This window comes from Pseudomonas psychrophila HA-4, assembly GCF_000282975.1.
In the GTDB taxonomy this organism is placed as follows: Bacteria; Pseudomonadota; Gammaproteobacteria; order Pseudomonadales; family Pseudomonadaceae; genus Aquipseudomonas; species Aquipseudomonas psychrophila_A.
This window is the reverse complement of record NZ_ALJC01000093.1, coordinates 134,042-152,354: the sequence shown is the minus strand read 5'-3', so window position 1 is coordinate 152,354 and position 18,313 is coordinate 134,042. Positions and strand designations below refer to the sequence as shown.

Sequence of the window (18,313 nt, the reverse complement as noted above, 5' to 3'; positions counted from 1 at the left end):
GGTTGAAGTCATCTCAGGTCATCTGTGGAGTGTTCAGCCTATTGCTTGGCAAGAGGCTGGCTCAGTGTATGACGCATTTTCAACCCCGTCGCCGTGGCTCAGCATGTCGCCATGAAATCATTAATCGAGTTCTACCAACACTTAGGCTGGGCCTTGTCACTGCTGGTCATGATGACCTTTGTGCTGGCCGGTACGGTCAAAGGCATGATCGGTCTGGGCTTACCCACCGTTGCCATGGGCCTGCTCGGGCTGGCTATCGCTCCGGTGCAGGCTGCAGCGTTGTTGATCATCCCTTCCATCGTCACCAATGTTTGGCAGTTGGCCATAGGCGGGCAGCTAAAGGTGCTGATAAAGCGCCTGTGGCCCATGCAACTGGCGATCTTTTTTGGTACTGGCCTTGGCGTGCTGTGGTTGAGCGTTGATAGCGCCAGCGAAGTCGTGCGCGGATTGGGCGCGGCATTATTGCTTTACGCCCTGAGCGGTCTGTTCCTGCCCGCCTTGCGCGTGCCCGTGTCAGCCGAGCGTTGGGCAGGCCCGATGTGTGGGTTGATTACCGGGGTCATCACCTCGGCGACCGGGGTATTCGTGATCCCCTCCGTGCCATATCTGCAAGCCTTGGGCTTAAGCAAAAATCAGTTGGTACAAGCCTTGGGATTGCCCTTCAGCGTCTCTACATTGGCCCTTGCTGCCGGGCTTTACTGGCGCGGTAAGTTGGGCGGCGGCGAACTCAACGCCTCGTTGCTGGCGCTGCTGCCTGCCATGCTCGGCATGTGGCTGGGCCAATGTTTGCGCGAGCGCATCAGTGCCACGCTATTTAAGCGGGTGTTCTTTATAGGAATGGCGCTGCTGGGCACGCATTTGTTGATCAGTGGTTGAAACGCTTGAGCAACAATCAAATTGCTATTCGTGCTTTTCTAGCAAAAGCCATTTGCCTCAGCGCGGGTGTTTCCCGAAGGCGGGGGGCTCTATTCTGGCCACCTGTTTTAAACCTTCAACGCCCTGTGCTGTTCACCAGCGCTGAGGGCTGACCCCTGATGAGGCTGATGATGAAAAAGATTCTGTTACTTAACGGCGCTAAAAAATTTGCTCACTCCGATGGTCGCTACAACCTAACGATGCACGACACTGCCCTGGCGTTTTTTGATCGCCAGGGTTTTGAGGTCAAGGTCACCCATATCGACGAAGGCTATGACATCGCCCAAGAAGTCGAAAAATACCTGTGGGCTGACGTGATCATTTACCAAATGCCGGGCTGGTGGATGGGCGCGCCGTGGATCGTTAAAAAATACATTGATGAAGTGTTCACCGAAGGTCACGGCAAGCTCTACGCCAGTGACGGCCGTACCCGTTCCGATGCGTCGCAGCGTTATGGCAGCGGCGGCCTGATTCACGGCAAAAAATACATGCTGTCATTGACCTGGAACGCACCGCAGCAAGCGTTTGAAGACCCGGCTGATTTCTTTGAAGGCAAGGGCGTGGACGCGGTGTACTTCCCGTTCCACAAGGCTAATCAGTTTTTGGGCATGACCGGCCTGCCGACCTTCTTGTGTGTTGACGTGATGAAGCGCCCGCAGCCAGACGTCGATGCGGCCCGTTATGAACAGCACTTGGCTGATGTTTTTGGTCTGTAACGGTAGTCGCAGCCTCTCAGTGCTCGGTAGCGACTACTATTAGCCGCTATTGATGAGGGGCATGCGTGAAAGCCAGATCTGATGAACTGCAAATTTTTGTGTCGGTAATTGAGTGCGGCTCGATCTCGGCCGCCGCCGAACAAGCCGGGCAAACGCCTTCCGCCGTTAGCCGTACGCTGTCGCGGCTGGAGGCCAAGCTTGAAACCACGCTGATCAACCGCACTACGCGGCGCATGGGCTTGACCGAAGAAGGCAAGTTTCTCTTTGAGCAGGCCAAGCTGATCCTAGAGCAAATGGACGAGCTTGAAGAACGCCTGATCTCGCACCAACGCACGCCGTCCGGGCGCCTGCGCATTAACGCCGCTTCGCCGTTCATGCTGCATGCCATCGTGCCGTACCTCCCCGAGTTCCGGGCGCTCTACCCCGAGATTCAACTGGAACTGAACAGCAACGACCTGATCATCGACTTGCTCGAGCAAAGCACCGACATTGCGATTCGTATCGGCACCCTGGCCGATTCCACCTTGCACGCCCGCTCACTGGGTTGCAGCCCGCTGAACATCCTCGCCAGCCCTGAATACATTGCGCAATACGGCGCCCCGAGCGGCGTGGCCGATCTGACCAACCACACCTTGATCGGCTTCACCCAAAACGATGGCCTCAATCAATGGCCACTGCGTTATGCACAGGGTGATCGTTGGCCCATCCAGCCCGCGATCAGTGCCTCCAGCGGTGAAACCGTGCGTCATTTGGCGTTGCAAGGGCAGGGCATTGCCTGTTTGTCGCATTTCATGACCCATGAAGACATCAGCACCGGGCGTTTGCAGGTGCTGCTGGGCGAGTTCAACAGCGGCTACCGTCAGCCCATTAATGCCGTGTACTACCGCAACTCGCAGCTGGCGCTGCGCATTCAATGCTTTCTGGATTTTATTCAGACCAAGCTTGCGAGCTACGCGGCACCGTACTTCAAAGACTAACGGCCAGAGGTCTACAGGTTGTGCGGCTCCATGCCGTTTTCCGTTGCTGTTTGAAATTTTTGACGAAATCAGACAAGGTTCGGCAATAGTTGATAACAATAAAAGGAAGACGCGAATGCGCATTGTATGGTTCAAAACCCTGGCCTTGACGGCTGCCATCGCCGCCAGCTCCTCGGCGTTTGCCGTCACTCTGGAAGGCGGCGCAGTGGCTGCACCCGATCAATACGGCGCTGAAGTGGCGGCGCAAATCCTCAAAAAAGGCGGTAACGTGGTCGACGCCGCTGTCGCAACGGCCTTCACCCTGGCCGTGACCTACCCCGAGGCGGGCAACATCGGCGGTGGCGGTTTCATGACCTTGTTCATTGATGGCAAACCCTATTTCCTCGACTACCGCGAGACCGCGCCTAAAGCGGCCAGCCGCGATATGTACCTCAATGACAAAGGCGAAGTGATTGAAAACCTGAGCTTGGTGGGTGCGCGTGCCGCAGGCGTACCGGGCACGGTGATGGGCATGTGGGAGGCGCATCAGCGCTTCGGCAAATTGCCATGGAGTGAGCTGCTGACCCCGGCCGTGGGTTATGCGAAAAATGGTTTCAAGGTGGCCAACCAGCAATTTCAATACCGCGAAGATGCGCTGGCGCTGTTTAACGGCACCACCAACTTTGGTGATTACTTCGGCAGCATGAAGTCCGGCGAAACCTTCAAGCAGCCTGAGCTGGCCAAAACGCTGGAGCGTATTGCCGACCAAGGCGCCAAAGACTTTTACCACGGCGAAACAGCCGACCTGATAGTCGCGCAAATGCAAAAAGACAAAGGCCTGATTACCCAAGAAGACCTCAACGACTACAAGGTTAACTGGCGTGAGCCGGTGCGCGTCGACTTCCGTGGCAACACCTTGTATACCGCGCCACTGCCAAGCTCGGGCGGCATCGCACTGGCGCAACTGATCGGCATTAAAGAAGACCGTGCAGCGGACTTCAAAGGTGTGGAGCTGAACTCGGCCCCGTACATTCACCTGTTGGCCGAGATCGAAAAACGCGTCTTTGCTGACCGCGCCGATTACTTGGGCGACCCGGACTTCGGCAAAATGCCGGTGGCCGAACTGACTGATCCGGCGTACATCGCCAAGCGTGCGAAAGAGGTCAACCCGAAAGCGATTTCTGAAACCGCTAACGTTAAGCCGGGGCTGGAACCGCATCAGACCACGCACTTCTCCATCGTCGATAAAGACGGCAACGCTGTCAGCAACACCTTCACCCTGAACTGGGATTACGGCAGCGGCGTTGTCGTTAAAGGCGCGGGCTTTTTGCTCAACGATGAAATGGACGACTTCAGCTCCAAGCCTGGTGTGGCCAACGGTTTTGGTGTGGTGGGCGGCAATGCCAACGCCATTGAGCCGGGCAAGCGCATGCTGTCGTCGATGAGCCCAAGCCTGGTGACACGCGATGGCAATGTCACGCTGGTGCTCGGAACGCCCGGTGGTTCGCGGATCTTTACCTCGATCTTCCAGGTGCTAAACAACCTCTACGACTACAACCTGCCGCTGGAAAAAGCAGTGGCTGCGCAGCGCGTTCATCACCAGTTGCTGCCTAAGGACACCATTTACTACGACGCATACGCACCCCTGACCGGCAAAGTCGCCGATGACCTTAAAGCCATGGGCTACACCCTCGAAGATCAGGGCTGGAACATGGGCGACATCCAGGCCATTCGCGTTAACGGCACTCAGTTAGAAACCGCCTCTGACCCACGTGGTCGTGGCGTAGGCAAAGTGGTGAAGTAACTTCGCACATCCTGTAGGAGCCGCCGCCCTGCCTTCGACGCCGCGCTGTCGCGCAGCAAACAGGCGACCGATAATCGACAGCATCCCCCAATCGATTCCCTCTCCTTCGGGAGAGGGCTAGGGTGAGGGGGGCTCTTGATCTTTAAACGATCGCTCGTTCCTACCAGTGTCTTACCTTCCGCGCAATTTGTTACCATCCGTTTCATATCCTCACCCTTCGTTCGTCCCGTCTTTTAGGTAAATCATGAAATTCTCACGTCTGCGCGCTGATGTCTTGGCCGGGCTCACGACGTCGTTTGCGCTGCTTCCCGAGTGCATTGCGTTCGCGCTGGTCGCCCATCTCAACCCGCTGATGGGCCTGTATGGCGCGTTTATTATTTGTACGATTACTGCGCTTTTCGGGGGACGGCCGGGCATGGTCTCCGGTGCTGCCGGTTCGATGGCGGTGGTGATTGTCGCGCTGGTGGTGCAACACGGTGTGCAGTATCTGCTGGCGACCGTGCTGCTGAGCGGGCTGATCATGCTGGCGTTCGGGCTGCTCAAACTCGGCAAGCTGGTGCGCATGGTGCCGCACCCGGTGATGCTCGGATTCGTCAACGGGCTGGCGATTGTGATCGCCATGGCCCAGTTGGATCACTTTAAAGAAGGTGACAAGTGGCTCAGTGGTACGCCGTTGTACCTGATGATCGGCCTTGTGGCGCTGACCATGGCCATCGTCTATTTGTTGCCGCGTCTGACCCGCGCCGCGCCGCCTGCACTGGTGGCGATTTTGAGTGTGGGCCTGGCGGTGTATTTTCTGGGCTTACCGACCCGCACCTTGGGCGACATGGCGCACATCGCGGGGGGCTTGCCGACGTTTGCCCTGCCGGATATTCCATGGAACATGGACACCCTGCGCCTCATCGCGCCGTACGCGATTGTGATGGCGATGGTTGGCCTGCTGGAAACCCTGCTGACGTTGAACCTCACGGACGAAATCACCGAGTCGCGTGGTTACCCGGACCGTGAGTGTGTGGCCCTTGGGGCGGCGAATATGGTGTCGGGCGTGTTTGGCGGCATGGGCGGCTGCGCGATGATCGGGCAAACCGTGGTTAACCTCAGCTCGGGCGGGCGTGGCCGCCTTTCGGGCGTGACCGCCGGGGTCATGATCTTGCTGTTCGTGCTGTTCCTGTCGCCGTACATTGAGCGCATCCCGCTCGCGGCGTTGGTCGGCGTTATGTTTGTCGTCTCGCAACAGACATTCGCCTGGGCCTCTTTGCGGGTGCTGAATAAAGTGCCGCTGAACGATGTGCTGGTGATTATTGCGGTCACGATCATCACTGTCTTTACCGATCTGGCGGTCGCTGTGATGTGCGGGGTTATCATTGCCGCGCTTAACTTCGCCTGGCAGCAGGCGCGCCAGTTGTACGCCGACGCGCAGGTAGAAAGCGACGGCAGCAAACTGTACCGCGTCCACGGCACGCTGTTTTTTGCCTCCACCACGGCGTTTCTCAAACTGTTTGATCCGGCCGATGACCCAGCCACTGTGACCTTGGATTGCGGCCACCTGGGCTTTGCGGACTACTCGGCCATTGCCGCGCTGGAAACGTTGCGCGAGCGCTACCGTAAAGCGGGCAAGCACCTGCGGGTTGTGCACTTGTCCGAGCGCAGTAAAAAGCTGCTCAAGCGTGCTCGAGTGAATCACTAGGGGTTGTACGAAATATTTGGAGCGAAGGTCAGGCAAAGCGAAAACAGGCGCGCAAGCGGAATTTACGGGGTGTAAATGAGCATTCCGAGCCTGTCTTCAACGGCGCTAGGGACTGCTTTTTTACACCTTAAAGTGGCTCACCATTTCTTGCAGTTGAGTGCCCAAACGCGCCAGTTCAACGCTGGATTTGGCCGTCTCGTCGCTTGCGGCCGCGGTCTGCTCGGACACGTCGCGCACGTTGATGATGCTGCGGCTGATTTCTTCCGCCACAGCACTTTGTTGTTCGGCCGCAGCCGCTATTTGCTGGTTCATGGACTGAATATTCGACACGGTGCGGGTAATGCCTTGCAACGAAGTTCCCGCCTGACGGGTCAGGTTCACGCTGCTGTCGGTCAAGGTGCGGCTGTTGTTCATGACCATGGCCACGTGCTTGGTGCCGCTGTGAAGGGCTGCCACCAAGGTTTGAATCTCTTCGGTGGATTTTTGCGTGCGTTGCGCCAGTGCGCGAACTTCATCAGCGACCACAGCAAAACCACGCCCCGCATCACCCGCACGGGCGGCTTCGATGGCGGCGTTTAGCGCCAGCAGATTGGTCTGCTCGGCCACCGCCTTGATCACGTCCATCACGCTACCGATCTTGTCGCTTTCTGTTTGCAACACGGCCATAGCTTCGGTCGAGCGGCCCACTTCAACCGCCAAACGTTCAATCTGATCAATTGCCTGATTCACCACGTTGTCGCCTTCGCGCGCTTCGCCGTCAGCGGCGGCAGCGGCTTGGGATGCTTGCTCTGCATTGCGCGCCACTTCTTGCACGGTGGCAGTCATTTCATGCATGGCGGTGGCCACCTGATCTGTTTCGACCTTTTGGCTGTTAACCCCGGCACTGGTTTGTTCGGTGACCGCAGACAGCTCTTCGGCCGCGCTGGCGATTTGGGTTACGCCGTCGCGAATGCCGCTGATCAACTCACGCAAGGTGGTGCCCATACGTGCAATACCTTGTTGCAGTACGCCCAAGTCATCACGGCGGGTGACGCGCAGGTTTTGGCTCAGATCACCGCTGGCAATGCGCTCGACCACGTCCAGGGTTTCACGCAACGGCCGGGTGATTTGGCGGGTGATGATCACCGCAGCGCAGACCCCGAAGAACAACACCAGCAAGGTGCTGATCAATTGCAGGCGATTGGCGCTGACACTTTCGGCATCGCGACGCTCAAGTTGAATGCTGTACAGATCGTTGCTGCGACTGACGATGCCGTTGCCGTAGTCGGTCATGTCTTTGCGCATATCGATGATGGTGCTGTTGGTGCCAGTGAATACCTGCAGCGCCTGCGTGTATTGGGCTATTGCCGCACTCAGGGTGCGCAAGGTATCGCCGTTAGCGGTGCTGAAATAGTTGTTCAGCCCTTCAAGGCTGGCGCTTGCTGCACTCAGTTGAGCACGTGCTGCCTGTTCGTTCGGCACCGTGGGGGAGGACGTGAACGCCCGTACCATATCGCGCGCGAGCAAGAACTGTTCGCGAACGTTGATCACGGCTTGGTATTGCTCAAAACGACCTTCTTCGCCAGCAGGACGTTGCAGGGTGCGGGCGTTGAGGGTGGCAATGTCTGCAAGCGCCGCTTTGGCGCTGCTGTCCATGTGCTCACGCGACACGGCAGACTCAATGTAAGCCTTGCGCATTGTTACCAGAGCGCGCTGGTAACGGGTGATGAAGTCGTGTTGCTCGTTGAGCAGCTTGAGGTTTTCCGGGCTTTTGAAGATGACGAGCAATTGCTTTTGCTGAGCTTCAAAGGCGTCCAGGTTGGTTTGCACGTTCTGTGCAGCGGTTTCGTCGCCATTCGTCAGCATGTACTGCAAACGCGCGACCCGCAGGTTGGTCAGCGCACTGTTGAGCCGTGTGATGTCGCTCATCCAGTTACTGCGGGCAATCAGGGTATCCAGACTGAACCAACTGCCAATAGCCATCAGGCACGTGAGGGCTAAAACCAGGCCGAAGCCCAAAGCCAGTTTCAGGTTAACGCTGATGTTGCTCAGCCAATTGTTCATTTAAAACTCCAGAAGCGGTGCACGCAGGATCGAATTTCGCTGGAGGGTTTTGTTTTTTTGGCCCAGCAGAGTGCTTGTGTTGGGCTGTATCGGCGGGAGACGGCAGACCTGAAACGTTTTTTGATGCGTCGTGATCAATGGGCAAGTAACTGTTTGTAATGTCGCCATTAATCCCCGGCTTCAAGACTTTTTTCACATTTGTTTCACTCGCTCCTGACTACCCTATTTTTAGACTATGTTCAGTTGGGAAAAAGGCTTGCTATGCAAGACTACTTTCTTACGCCGGAGTGGGATTGCTCATCCATCCATTGTCATATTCGCGTTATAGGGTGGCGGCATATGTCGTTCACTGGCTGCCAGAGGGGCGTTCTACGTGATTTTGAGTCTTCGACTAGCCGGGGCTAAACGCGCAATGTTGCGCAGGGCGCTGGCACGTTATCGAAATACACTGGTAGTGATCGGGGTCAGCGTTCTGACTCTTTTTATCACGCTGCAACTGCTGTCGCTGTCACCTGCGCCTGACCTGGCGAAACTCAACAATGCTAGCCGCGTGTTGACCCTTACCCAAAGCTGGGCTGACGGCGATGTGATTGCACTGGTGCGCCATGTGGAACGTTGTGATCGCACGAATGCGGCCTGTCTTGGCCCACAAGAAGGTGTAACGGTGCAGGGTGCAGCGGTCGCGCAGGGCTTGGGGGATCACTTCAGGCAGCTAGGGCTCAAAAACGCCGATATTTATAGCAGCGACCTGACGCGAGCACGGCAAACCGCCGAGGCGATGTTTACTCACCCCGTTGAAGCACACGACTGGATATTCAATTGCCAGGGTACGATGTTGCGCGATGTGCTTAAGCACAAAGTGCCGGGCCGCAATCTGGTGTTGGTCACCCACAGCGAATGCATGGACGATCTTGAGGCGGGCATGCATGTGCCAACAGACACCACATTCGGCTACGGAGCCTCATTGTTTATCAAAGCCGATGGCGCCAGCGCTCAGCCGCAGATGCTGGGGTACATCGAGACCAAAGATTGGGGGAGCATCGTGCCGCACACAGCTCTTCCCGTCGGCAACAGAGTTGATGCGTCGAGATTGTGATGCAGCCGTGTTGACCTGAACCGCTCTAACGCCCGGCCACTACAGCCGGGCGTTTTCATTGGAGGCGGGGATCGTCCACTGCGCGAGCCCTATCAGGCAGGCTTGAGCACGCGGTTCCAGTTTTGCTCGTCAGGTAGCGGTAGATCGCTGAGTTCACGGGCCACCCCATTTTCAATGTCGTCAGCGCTGAGCACCTTTTCGTCAAGCCACGGCCACGTTGCATCCGCATCGCGAAAATTGAGCTGATTGTTCAGTTGCTGACAAGCGAGCGCGAGCGCATGCATGAGCGCCCATTGGCTGGTGATATAGGGTTTTTGTGGCGCCGGGATGCGGCTAAGCAGGGCGGCAACATGGGGCAGATCGGAGCTTGGCGGTACGCTGCTAAGCAAGTTCCACACAATCGTCCCGTTGTTCGAGCTGTTCTTATCAGCCAGTGCCGGGTCTGTACTGACCTCGACACTGAGTTTTACGTGCTGTTGTTCTAGCTGATCAATCAAATAGTTGGCGAGATCCGATTGGCGCAGATACGCAGTTGCTGTCTTGTAAGCCAACTGCGCGTCGTAATCGCTCAGGGTCTGGCTGGTAATACTGATGGTCATAGCAGGCTCCTTGACTGGGAAACGTCCAGCACTTGGAGCGTAGCCAAAACCGGTTATTCGGCCACGGTAACTTCGGTTCTATTGTCCGCCGTCATGTTTTCGGGCTCTCAGCACCCAGAGATACAAAGTAAAAGCTGCGATGCCCCACGGTGACTGTTGCTAATACGTTCAGTGGCTGTCCGGCCACATCCGGCTTTTCAACGATGGCCACGTTATCGGGCGAGGTCTGTAAAAAGGCCAGTAGCTGTTCTTTGGTTTGCAGCGCCTGTTGCAGTTGCTGGCTATAGAACACCACCGAGGCCAGGCGCTCGTCGGGTTGCATCAAGGCAATATGCTTGCCGCTGGCCTGCAAGCTCAAGGCCTGTGCCGACACGGGCTCAAAGGACACGGCGCGGTCAGCCCGCGGGGCTAGGTAGGCGGCCACCAAGTAGCAACTGACGATGATGCCCAGAAGCGTCATTGCAAAGCCGCGATGATGGTCGCTGATGCGCTTGGCCAGCGCAGAGGTCTGACTTTTGTGCCGCAGCCAGTCCAAAACCACCCCGGCGTATTCCGCTGCAATCACCGCAGCAGCAGGGGCGAGCGACATCAGGTACACCGTGCGTTTGCTGGAGGCTAGGGTCAGCAACATGAATTGCGCCAGCAGCCAGACGCAGAAAAATAGCAGGTAACGGTTTTGCAGCAATTGCTTGCGAAAGTACCAGAGGCCCAGATAGGTCAGTAGGTTCCACGGCAAAAAGGCTTCGGGCAACTTGGCCAAATAATAATAGAAGGGTTCGTAGTGCCCGGCCTCGACAAACGAGCCGCTAAAGCGCCCGATGCTGTTGGCCCACAGCACTTCACCCACCGCCGCCAGCCCGCCGCGCTGGTACAGCACGGCCAGCCAGATCATCAGCGGGATCAGCCCGAGCAGCGTCAACAGTGCAGGGCGCAGCCAGTTTTTCAGGATAAAACGTTTGTCGATCAGGCTTTCACACAACAAATAGGCAAAAATCACCACGCCTGGCAGCGCCAGTCCCAGCACGCCTTTGCTGAGCGTCGCTATCGCAATTCCGACGGCAAACAACAGCCAACTGCTGAGTGCAAAGCGGGGTTGGCGGCTGGCGTGATAGAAGGCTAGCAACGCCATCGTCACCCCGAGGGTGAGTAAGGCATCTTCACCCACTTGGCGGCTGTTGCTCCAAAAACTGGCCATAGTGGCGAGCATGGCGGCGGCCGTCCAAGCCAGTGCTGTTGGGCGTGCGAGCTTGCGCAGCATGGCGTACAGCAACAGCACACAAAACAACCCCGCAAAAGCCGAAGCGAGCCGCGCGCTCAAGGGCTCACCGCCAAACAGGCGAATGGCTCCGGCATCCAGCCACAGACTCAAGGGTGGTTTTTCCAGAAAAGGTTCGCCGAGCAACGTGGGGGTGACCCAGTCGTTGCTCAGGTGCATCTCCATCGCGATTCCCGCCACCCGAGATTCGGTTGAGCCTTGTAACTGATGATTGCCCAGCGCAAAGAAGAACAGCAAACAACCGAGCAGCACTAACAACAGAACGGGACGAGTCAGACGCATTGGGCTACCAAGCAGAAGTCGAGTGAATAATGCGCTGGAGTATAGGAGGCGAATGTTTAACAAAATGTGAAAAGCGAGAGGTGGGGAGTGAAAGGTTTTGGATATTTTTCTGAGTGATTAAGAGGTTGTATCGGTAGGAATAGTCTTGATTTTTTAGTCGATGAATTCCGGCGGGTACGTGCTGTTAGGGTCGTGGCTTTCCAGCCGGGGCGGGCCAATGACTTAGTGTTTTAAAGACCAAGCGTGCGACGCCCAACGCTTGAACGAAAGCACTGTTCCGCTCTCCGAATGCAAGACTCGGTGGGTGGAAGTCTACGGCTGCATGACCGAAGTCACCGACGTATCGATTCTGACCTGTGAGTGCATTTGGCGGATATTTCAGCGCGAAGCCGAAGAAATAGTCGCCCCTGGCGGCGTATTGATTGCTGACCCCAAAGAACGTAACCGCGCCATCAATGCCGCCTATGCACGGTTGTGGTTACACGATGAGCGTTTTCAATGGGCCGGGCTGGCGGCGTTTGCCTCCAAGCAAGTGGGGTGTGGTCTGCTGCACGCGGCCGACTCAATTGAAAAAATCCACACCGAAACAGCCGCGGTGGGGGCGTTGATGAGCACGTTCAGCGGCCCTCATCCCCTGATCAGCGTCGAAACAGTGGAGCTGCTGCAAAAAAAATTCGCAGACTATCAAGTCACCAATGCCGATAACCCGATCCCCTTTGACCTTCGATTCGAAGGCGATGAACAAGGCCAGCTCCAACAACAGTTTCAGTATGTGTACGACATGATGGCACTGGGCAATACCACGTTGTTTCTAGACATATTTCCGCTGCATGCGTTTTATAAAAAGCGTGGGTTGGAGGAGTTGAAGACGTGTATTGAGTCGAGGGCAAAAATCTTTGGTCATTCGAAGTTTCCGGTGTTGTGGCCGGTGGGGCAGGAGAAACTTATTTTTGGACAGGTCTATATCGAAATTTTGCAGGCATTTGAAGCCCTAGAGTCGGGGGATATTGCCAAGAGCGTTGAGTATTTTGCGGCTCACGAGCAAGAGAACATTCTCCAACCGACCATTTACGAAGACCTGCAGTTGATCATACTGCTGCGCGGTAATCATGCATCCTATGTCACGGATTTCCCCTCAGGCGTCGCTCAAGCCATTGAGCTGACCCTCACCAGCCAATGCCTGCGTGTCGACGACGGGCGCACCATCAGTTTTGACGACAACCCTTTTGCAAACTTGGCAGACCTTGATCAACGCATGGTCTTTGTTCTTGCCGCGGCAAAACGATTTGACCAGATGCTGCACGACTCTAACCGTGATGCGCTGGTGCAATCGATCAACGACATTGCTGCGAGTGGTGGCACGCCATGACGCTGCGACAGAAAGTAGGCGGCTGGCGTCGGGTTGTCGCCATAACATTTTTGGCGATCTTGGCCGCAGTAACACTGAGCTGGACCGTGCAATGGTTAAGGGGCGAACCAGAAATCGCCTTGATACGTGGTGAGCCATGGGAAGATATGCGTCAGCGTTCCAGTGCAAAGATTAGTCCGGCAATATCTGGCCATTACTGGTTTCACATGCCCAAGTCCGATGCTCGCTTGCGTTTTATTGATCCGCAGTATGGATTTGTCACGCCGCTGGCCCGCTTCTTTACGATCAGCTTTGATAACGAACGGGTGGCCTCCATTCGCATGTCGCCGCAAATCGAGCCTCTGCTCTTGGATGATGCGCTAATCATTGTGCTGGATTTACAGGAACAATGGCGCCGGGGAGGGTGGGTTCCCAGCAATCCTCGTAGTAATCCACCGATTGCCGATACCCCCGAATGGCGTGCTCGATTGCGGGACGTAAACAAGGGTGGAAGAACCTTTTGGCAAGCAGGTGACAAACATCAGGCCATGCTGATCCTGCACCGCTTCAAGGACAATAAACGGCCCACTGAAGAGCGTTACATGATCACTTTGGCGCTAGCCAATCCTTGGATACCCCGCGATGCAGAGTAATTCGAACACGCATCATGCATGGAGGTCGCTCCCTCCAAGCGCTATCCCTGCTATTGCGGGGCAGGGCTTCAATCAGTCCGCTGCTTTTGCCGTAGAACGCACCCGGCTCGATAGTGTGTGACGTCGTGAAGTTAATCCAGCCACTGCCATTGGACATGGTCAGTGTGTACGGGCCAAGCAACTCGATCATGGCCATTTCCAGTAATCATTTTTCTCTTGTTTAAAGGGAGCTACTCGCGAATCTTGCCACCCCTCTTTTTTGCGTATTTCCAGGTAATAGACTCTGATGAGCAGCGGTAAACCCATGACCGGAGCCCAGGCTTTGTGCGCAAACCTCAGGCGCGGTCGACTGGAGGTTGAAGTCTCTGCATCGACTTTTGATCCGCAGGCACTGTTTAGTTTCGCTGAGCGGCGTAACCCCAAACGCGCCTTTCTGTTTGTTTCGCACGTATTGGGTCGGCACATTCCGACTCGTCCGTCGCGGATGGCCGAAAGCTTCAATGCGTTGGCCGCTAAAATTCCCGCCGACTTACCCGGCCCCGTTCTGGTGATTGGCATGGCTGAAACCGCCATTGGCCTAGGCGCTGGCGTACACCGCGCCCTCAGTCAGACCCGCGATGACTGCATGTACCTGTGTAGCACTCGTCACCCTACAGGCAGCGAGTTGCTTGCCCATTTTGAAGAATCACACAGCCATGCCAGCACGCATTTGCTGCACATGCCACAGGACGCTCGCACCCGCGAATGGCTGTTCAAGGCCCGCTCGTTAGTGCTGGTGGACGATGAAGCGTCGACCGGTAATACCTTTATCAATGTCTCTAAAGCCTTGGCCGAGGCCGGCCTTGTTTCGATTGAGCGAATGGTCACGGCGACGCTGACGGACTGGTCCCAAGACGCAGTGCGCAAGGCGCTGGGCGATCACGTCAGCAGCGTCTCATTGCTTGAAGGTCGTTACACATTCACCGAAGACCGCGGTGCAGCCCTGCCCGATATGCCCGAAGTGGGTAGTGTTGCCCAAGGCGACTGGCCGTTAGACCCCATTCGTGACTGGGGGCGAATGGGCGTGCGTGAGCACTGTGACACGCTGGCCCTAGGCATGCAGGTGCTGCCCGGTGAGCGCGTACTGGTGGTGGGCACCAGCGAATTTGTCTGGCCCCCGTTTTTGTTGGCCGAGCGCCTAGAGCAAGCCGGTGCCGATGTGCACTTCAGCGCCACCAGCCGCTCGCCCATTGCCGTGGGGCATGCTATCGGCCATGCGCTCTCGTTCAGCGATAACTATGGTCTGGGCATCCCCAACTTCCTGTACAACGTCGCCCCGGGGCAGTTTGACCGCGTGCTGATTTGCAGCGAAACCCCGGCCGCTGCGCTTGATCCGGCGTTGCGCAATGCGTTGAATGCGCAGGTCATTGCCCATGACCACTAATCGTCCGCTGGTGTTCGTTGACCTTGACGACACGTTGTTTCAAACCGCCCGAAAAATGGCCGATGAGCCGCGTTACACCGCCACCCTGGATGTGGACGGCCAGCCCAATGGCTTTATGAGTGCCACGCAGAAAAGCTTTGTTGAGTGGCTGCTAGCTACCGCTGACGTTGTGCCAGTGACTGCCCGCAGCGTCGAGGCCTATCAGCGGGTGCAGTTGCCGTTTGTACACGGCGCTGTGTGTGCTCATGGTGGGGTCATCCTCAATGCTGACGGCTCGCCGGACAGCCACTGGCAAGCCCGTATGAGCCACGCGCTGGCGCATGAGCAGAACCGACTTCGTGGTCTAAACGAACACACGCTGGCAATTGGCGCCGAACTGGGCTTCTCGCTACGCGGGTGGGTGGTTGAAGAGCAAGGGCTGGCCCTTTACGTGGTTACTAAGCACAACAACGCAACCGACCAGGTGCTGCTTCGTGTGCTGGCCGAGGTCAAGGCAAGGGGATTGCTCGACGGGCTGTACGTTCACGGCAACGGGAACAATTTGGCCTTCCTGCCGCTGGCGCTGCAAAAGCGTGAGGCGGTGCGCGAGTGGGTTCGCCGCGATCAAGTGCTCAATGGCAAACGTCCCTTACTCGGCTTTGGTGACAGCCTGTCGGACGTGGGCTTTATGTCTGAGTGCAACTGGTGGGGCACGCCCAAGCGCGGCCAGTTGGCCAGCCATGTGTTGGCGAGTATTGATCATGAATAAGGCATTTGCCGGGTTGAACACTGTCGGCAGCGGCAGTTACGGGGTCGATGATGTGCATTTTTTACTGCGCGTCATGGAGATTGACGCGACTGATGTGCTGGAAAAAGAGCGCTTGATTCAGACCCAGCAGCGTCATTACTCCGAAATGATCAGCCACGAACATCCGCCCTCTGATCACCACAAAGTCCTGTATCAACAAGCGTTGGGGCAAAACGGTGCGCGCATGGCGGCCGATGTTCAGGCGTTGGCCCTCGCGCTCAACGAACGTTTTAACGGGGCTTCGATTGCGTTGGTATCGTTTGTGCGGGCAGGGTTGCCATTGGGTGTTTTGCTGCGCCGGGCGCTGGTTGAGCGGGGGCGTGATGCGCGGCATTACGGGATCAGCATTATTCGAGACCGTGGAATCGACAACGTGGCACTCGAAGCTATCATCAAGGCCCACGGTGCCGAGAACATCGTGTTTGTTGATGGCTGGACCGGTAAAGGCGCGATCAGCGGGCAGATTCGCGATAGCTTGGCGGGTGACTCGCGCTTTCCATCCGAGCCGCGTCTGGTGGTGTTGGCCGACCCTTGTGGGCGTGCCTGGCTGGCGGCATCGGCCGAAGACTGGTTGATCCCTTCAGGTATTTTGGGGGCGACTGTATCGGGCCTGGTATCACGCTCAATCTGGCCACCTGAGCCCGGTTTGCACGGGTGCGTGGTGTATGACCACTTGGCTGGGCATGACGAGACCATGAACTTTATCCACAGCATCGAAATCGAGCGTGCTCACGTGTCGCCGCAGGTCGCTGCACAACCCTGGGCGCCGACACAGGCCTTGGCATTGCAACAACGAGCTGTGGCGGCGGTCGAACGTGTCTCGAGGCGCTTTTCGGTATCCAACCCCAATCGGGTCAAGCCCGGTATCGCCGAGGCCACCCGTGCGGTGATGCGCCGTGTGCCCGATCAGGTGTTGGTGCGCAGTTGTGCGGATCGGGACGTTCAACTGCTGATGCACCTGACCCGTCAGGAAAATATCGAGGTCGAAGAAGTCGGCGACGAACTGGGACCGTATCGCGCAGTGACTGTGATCAGGAGTGTTCGTTGATGACCCGGCATTCAGCTTATGCCCTGGGCGCCACGCTCTACATGCCGGCGACCCGTGCTGACATTTTGCAGGTGGTGTACGGCGAGAAAATTCAGGGCTTACGTTCGTTGGTGGTGTGCCTTGAAGACGCAGTCGCCGAAACCGATGTGCAGCAGGCGCTGAACAACCTCAAGCACCTCTTACTGGCGATTGATGCGCGCGGCGGTAGATCATTCGGCGGTCCGATTCTGTTTGTCCGGCCGCGTGACTCAGCGATGGCAGCGCGGCTCAATGAATGGTCATTGATGCGTTACGTCGATGGTTTTGTCGTCCCTAAGCTCAGTCTGTGCAATATCCGAGAGTGGCAACAGGCCGTAACCCGCAGCGATTTGATGCTGATGCCAACCCTTGAAACCCTTGAGGTGTTTGATCCCAGCGCCATGATTGAGTTGCGCAGTGCCCTGTTGGAGCAACTGCCGGGGCGGATAATCGCCTTGCGCATCGGCGGCAATGACCTGATGAGTTGCCTGGGCTTGCGCCGTACCCCGACGATGACGCTGTATAACACGCCCATGAATTACGTGATTTCGATGTTATGCGCGATCATGGGCTCTGCGGGCTTTGCCCTGACCGCGCCGGTGTTCGAACAGCTCAATGCCCCGCAACTGCTGGAGCAGGAACTGGCGTTGGATATTGCCCACGGGCTTATCGGTAAAACTGCGATACATCCGTCGCAAATCGCAGTTATCCACAGGGCGTTGCAAGTCACCCTTGAAGACCTCAACAGCGCACGTCAAATACTCAGTAAGACGGCGCCTGCGGTGTTCAAATTCAACGACGCTATGTGTGAACCCGCGACCCATTACAAATGGGCGCAAATGATTATTGAGCGAGCGCATTGGCAAGGGGTTCGCCCCGAAATAGCCAGCTCGATGGACACTTTTGGAGGCAGCCAGCGATTGGCTGAAGTAGTCGGTTGAACGAAGTTTTAAATACACCAGAGAAGGGCAAACCGGTCCTGTCGGCCTTCGATTTTGATGGCACGTTGACCTATCACGACAGTTTTGTCCCCTTTTTGCGCTTTGCCTTTGGCAATCGACTGTTCGCAATGCGCCTGTTGCGAATGATCCCGTCAACCGCGTCTTATTTGCTGGGCAGGATCAGCCGAAATGATTTGAAAGAAAAGCTAATCACGGTCTACCTCACTGGAACCAAGGAAGCGTGGGTCGCAGAGCGTGCCGACGCATTTTGTGACGCTTCGTTCCAGCGGTTAATGCGGCCTTTGGGCTTAACATCGGTCGCCGATCAGCTTGAGCAAAAAGCAATCGTGACGATCTGCTCGGCATCACCTGAGCTAGTGCTCAGGCCTTTTGCCAAAAAGCTGGGCATCGGGCTCATCGGTACGCGCCTGCAATCGGTCGATGGCGTACTCACCGGCGAAATTGACGGCACCAACTGTCGATGCGAACAGAAAGTCCTCCGGCTAGAGGCGCAGTACGGTCCTTTGGACCAATACACCCTGCGCGCTTGGGGCGATACCCAGGGCGATGAGCAGATGCTGGGTGCTGCACAAGAACCCCATTGGCGCGAGTTTCATGCGCTGTGGAGGCGCAAGCGGCCATTGGACGTGTGCTTGCGTGATCCGTTGTAAGCCTGGCGCAAGTTAAGCAGGTCAATAATCAGCAATCACTTACGGCACCT

Annotated in this window: 17 protein-coding genes and 1 pseudogene; 13 read left to right on the top strand and 5 right to left on the bottom strand. The window is 56.7% G+C overall.

Annotated features, from left to right (window positions below):
- The first annotated feature begins 111 nt into the window (after nucleotides 1–111).
- The 5 genes from B347_RS0114915 to B347_RS0114895 all read left to right on the top strand — a co-directional run bounded on the left by B347_RS0114915 (nucleotide 112) and on the right by B347_RS0114895 (nucleotide 6,078).
- The gene (locus B347_RS0114915) at nucleotides 112–876 is read left to right on the top strand and encodes a sulfite exporter TauE/SafE family protein (protein ID WP_019410495.1); all 765 of its coding nucleotides are present in this window, start codon (nucleotides 112–114) and stop codon (nucleotides 874–876) included.
- Between the two features lie 170 nt (nucleotides 877–1,046).
- Nucleotides 1,047–1,631, top strand: coding sequence for an NAD(P)H-dependent oxidoreductase (locus tag B347_RS0114910; protein WP_019410494.1), 585 nt, complete (start codon nucleotides 1,047–1,049; stop codon nucleotides 1,629–1,631).
- 65 nt (nucleotides 1,632–1,696) lie between these two features.
- Entirely contained in the window at nucleotides 1,697–2,608 is a 912-nt protein-coding gene (locus B347_RS0114905) for a LysR family transcriptional regulator (protein WP_019410493.1), read from the top strand.
- Nucleotides 2,609–2,723: 115 nt separating this feature from the next.
- On the top strand, nucleotides 2,724–4,391 hold the full coding sequence (ggt, locus tag B347_RS0114900) for a gamma-glutamyltransferase (RefSeq protein ID WP_019410492.1): 1,668 nt from the start codon (nucleotides 2,724–2,726) through the stop codon (nucleotides 4,389–4,391).
- Nucleotides 4,392–4,635: 244 nt separating this feature from the next.
- Entirely contained in the window at nucleotides 4,636–6,078 is a 1,443-nt protein-coding gene (locus tag B347_RS0114895; RefSeq protein WP_019410491.1) for a SulP family inorganic anion transporter, read from the top strand.
- Between the two features lie 120 nt (nucleotides 6,079–6,198).
- Here B347_RS0114895 and B347_RS27200 read toward each other — a convergent pair whose 3' ends face one another.
- The 3 genes and pseudogenes from B347_RS27200 to B347_RS26595 form a co-directional block, all read right to left on the bottom strand.
- Nucleotides 6,199–6,912: a methyl-accepting chemotaxis protein gene (locus B347_RS27200; RefSeq protein WP_423812784.1), complete on the bottom strand. Its 714-nt coding sequence runs from the start codon at nucleotides 6,910–6,912 to the stop codon at nucleotides 6,199–6,201.
- Nucleotides 6,913–7,053: 141 nt separating this feature from the next.
- Nucleotides 7,054–7,986: pseudogene (locus B347_RS27195) on the bottom strand (methyl-accepting chemotaxis protein); the annotation flags it as partial.
- Nucleotides 7,987–8,089: 103 nt separating this feature from the next.
- Entirely contained in the window at nucleotides 8,090–8,317 is a 228-nt protein-coding gene (locus B347_RS26595; protein WP_157786890.1) for a hypothetical protein, read from the bottom strand.
- A gap of 216 nt (nucleotides 8,318–8,533) precedes the next feature.
- Here B347_RS26595 and B347_RS0114885 point away from each other — a divergent pair, with 216 nt between their 5' ends.
- Nucleotides 8,534–9,217, top strand: a complete 684-nt coding sequence (locus B347_RS0114885; protein ID WP_019410489.1) for a histidine phosphatase family protein — start codon at nucleotides 8,534–8,536, stop codon at nucleotides 9,215–9,217.
- Between the two features lie 92 nt (nucleotides 9,218–9,309).
- Here B347_RS0114885 and B347_RS0114880 read toward each other — a convergent pair whose 3' ends face one another.
- On the bottom strand, nucleotides 9,310–9,816 hold the full coding sequence (locus B347_RS0114880; protein ID WP_019410488.1) for a hypothetical protein: 507 nt from the start codon (nucleotides 9,814–9,816) through the stop codon (nucleotides 9,310–9,312).
- A 91-nt stretch (nucleotides 9,817–9,907) separates the two neighbouring features.
- A complete protein-coding gene (locus B347_RS0114875; protein ID WP_019410487.1) occupies nucleotides 9,908–11,374 on the bottom strand; it encodes an ArnT family glycosyltransferase in 1,467 nt (488 codons plus the stop codon).
- A 322-nt stretch (nucleotides 11,375–11,696) separates the two neighbouring features.
- On the opposite strand from B347_RS0114875, the gene B347_RS25460 reads away from it, so the two are divergent.
- From B347_RS25460 to B347_RS0114840, 7 genes are all read left to right on the top strand, one after another.
- Nucleotides 11,697–12,743, top strand: a complete 1,047-nt coding sequence (locus B347_RS25460; protein WP_019410486.1) for a DUF2515 family protein — start codon at nucleotides 11,697–11,699, stop codon at nucleotides 12,741–12,743.
- Nucleotides 12,740–13,375: a hypothetical protein gene (locus B347_RS0114865; RefSeq protein WP_019410485.1), complete on the top strand. Its 636-nt coding sequence runs from the start codon at nucleotides 12,740–12,742 to the stop codon at nucleotides 13,373–13,375. The genes B347_RS25460 and B347_RS0114865 overlap by 4 nt, the downstream gene beginning before the upstream one ends.
- 286 nt (nucleotides 13,376–13,661) lie before the next feature.
- Nucleotides 13,662–14,798, top strand: coding sequence for a phosphoribosyltransferase domain-containing protein (locus B347_RS0114860; protein WP_019410484.1), 1,137 nt, complete (start codon nucleotides 13,662–13,664; stop codon nucleotides 14,796–14,798).
- Nucleotides 14,788–15,546: a Trehalose-6-phosphatase gene (locus tag B347_RS0114855; protein WP_019410483.1), complete on the top strand. Its 759-nt coding sequence runs from the start codon at nucleotides 14,788–14,790 to the stop codon at nucleotides 15,544–15,546. The genes B347_RS0114860 and B347_RS0114855 overlap by 11 nt, the downstream gene beginning before the upstream one ends.
- Nucleotides 15,539–16,633: a cysteine protease StiP family protein gene (locus B347_RS0114850; protein WP_019410482.1), complete on the top strand. Its 1,095-nt coding sequence runs from the start codon at nucleotides 15,539–15,541 to the stop codon at nucleotides 16,631–16,633. The genes B347_RS0114855 and B347_RS0114850 overlap by 8 nt, the downstream gene beginning before the upstream one ends.
- On the top strand, nucleotides 16,633–17,592 hold the full coding sequence (locus B347_RS0114845; protein WP_019410481.1) for an HpcH/HpaI aldolase/citrate lyase family protein: 960 nt from the start codon (nucleotides 16,633–16,635) through the stop codon (nucleotides 17,590–17,592). Before B347_RS0114850 ends, B347_RS0114845 begins: the two co-directional genes overlap by 1 nt.
- A complete protein-coding gene (locus tag B347_RS0114840; RefSeq protein WP_019410480.1) occupies nucleotides 17,589–18,263 on the top strand; it encodes an HAD-IB family phosphatase in 675 nt (224 codons plus the stop codon). Before B347_RS0114845 ends, B347_RS0114840 begins: the two co-directional genes overlap by 4 nt.
- The last annotated feature ends 50 nt before the right edge of the window (nucleotides 18,264–18,313 follow it).

Bases quoted from the DNA above. Each gene is read 5' to 3' on its own strand.
- B347_RS0114860 (WP_019410484.1), top strand. From the start codon at position 13,662: ATGAGCAGCGGTAAACCCATGACCGGAGCCCAGGCTTTGTGCGCAAAC.
- B347_RS25460 (WP_019410486.1), top strand. From the start codon at position 11,697: ATGACCGAAGTCACCGACGTATCGATTCTGACCTGTGAGTGCATTTGG.
- B347_RS0114885 (WP_019410489.1), top strand. From the start codon at position 8,534: ATGTTGCGCAGGGCGCTGGCACGTTATCGAAATACACTGGTAGTGATC.
- ggt (WP_019410492.1), top strand. From the start codon at position 2,724: ATGCGCATTGTATGGTTCAAAACCCTGGCCTTGACGGCTGCCATCGCC.
- B347_RS0114865 (WP_019410485.1), top strand. From the start codon at position 12,740: ATGACGCTGCGACAGAAAGTAGGCGGCTGGCGTCGGGTTGTCGCCATA.
- B347_RS27200 (WP_423812784.1), bottom strand. From the start codon at position 6,912: ATGCATGAAATGACTGCCACCGTGCAAGAAGTGGCGCGCAATGCAGAG.
- B347_RS0114895 (WP_019410491.1), top strand. From the start codon at position 4,636: ATGAAATTCTCACGTCTGCGCGCTGATGTCTTGGCCGGGCTCACGACG.
- B347_RS0114880 (WP_019410488.1), bottom strand. From the start codon at position 9,816: ATGACCATCAGTATTACCAGCCAGACCCTGAGCGATTACGACGCGCAG.
- B347_RS0114875 (WP_019410487.1), bottom strand. From the start codon at position 11,374: ATGCGTCTGACTCGTCCCGTTCTGTTGTTAGTGCTGCTCGGTTGTTTG.
- B347_RS0114915 (WP_019410495.1), top strand. From the start codon at position 112: ATGAAATCATTAATCGAGTTCTACCAACACTTAGGCTGGGCCTTGTCA.
- B347_RS0114910 (WP_019410494.1), top strand. From the start codon at position 1,047: ATGAAAAAGATTCTGTTACTTAACGGCGCTAAAAAATTTGCTCACTCC.
- B347_RS0114850 (WP_019410482.1), top strand. From the start codon at position 15,539: ATGAATAAGGCATTTGCCGGGTTGAACACTGTCGGCAGCGGCAGTTAC.
- B347_RS0114855 (WP_019410483.1), top strand. From the start codon at position 14,788: ATGACCACTAATCGTCCGCTGGTGTTCGTTGACCTTGACGACACGTTG.
- B347_RS0114845 (WP_019410481.1), top strand. From the start codon at position 16,633: ATGACCCGGCATTCAGCTTATGCCCTGGGCGCCACGCTCTACATGCCG.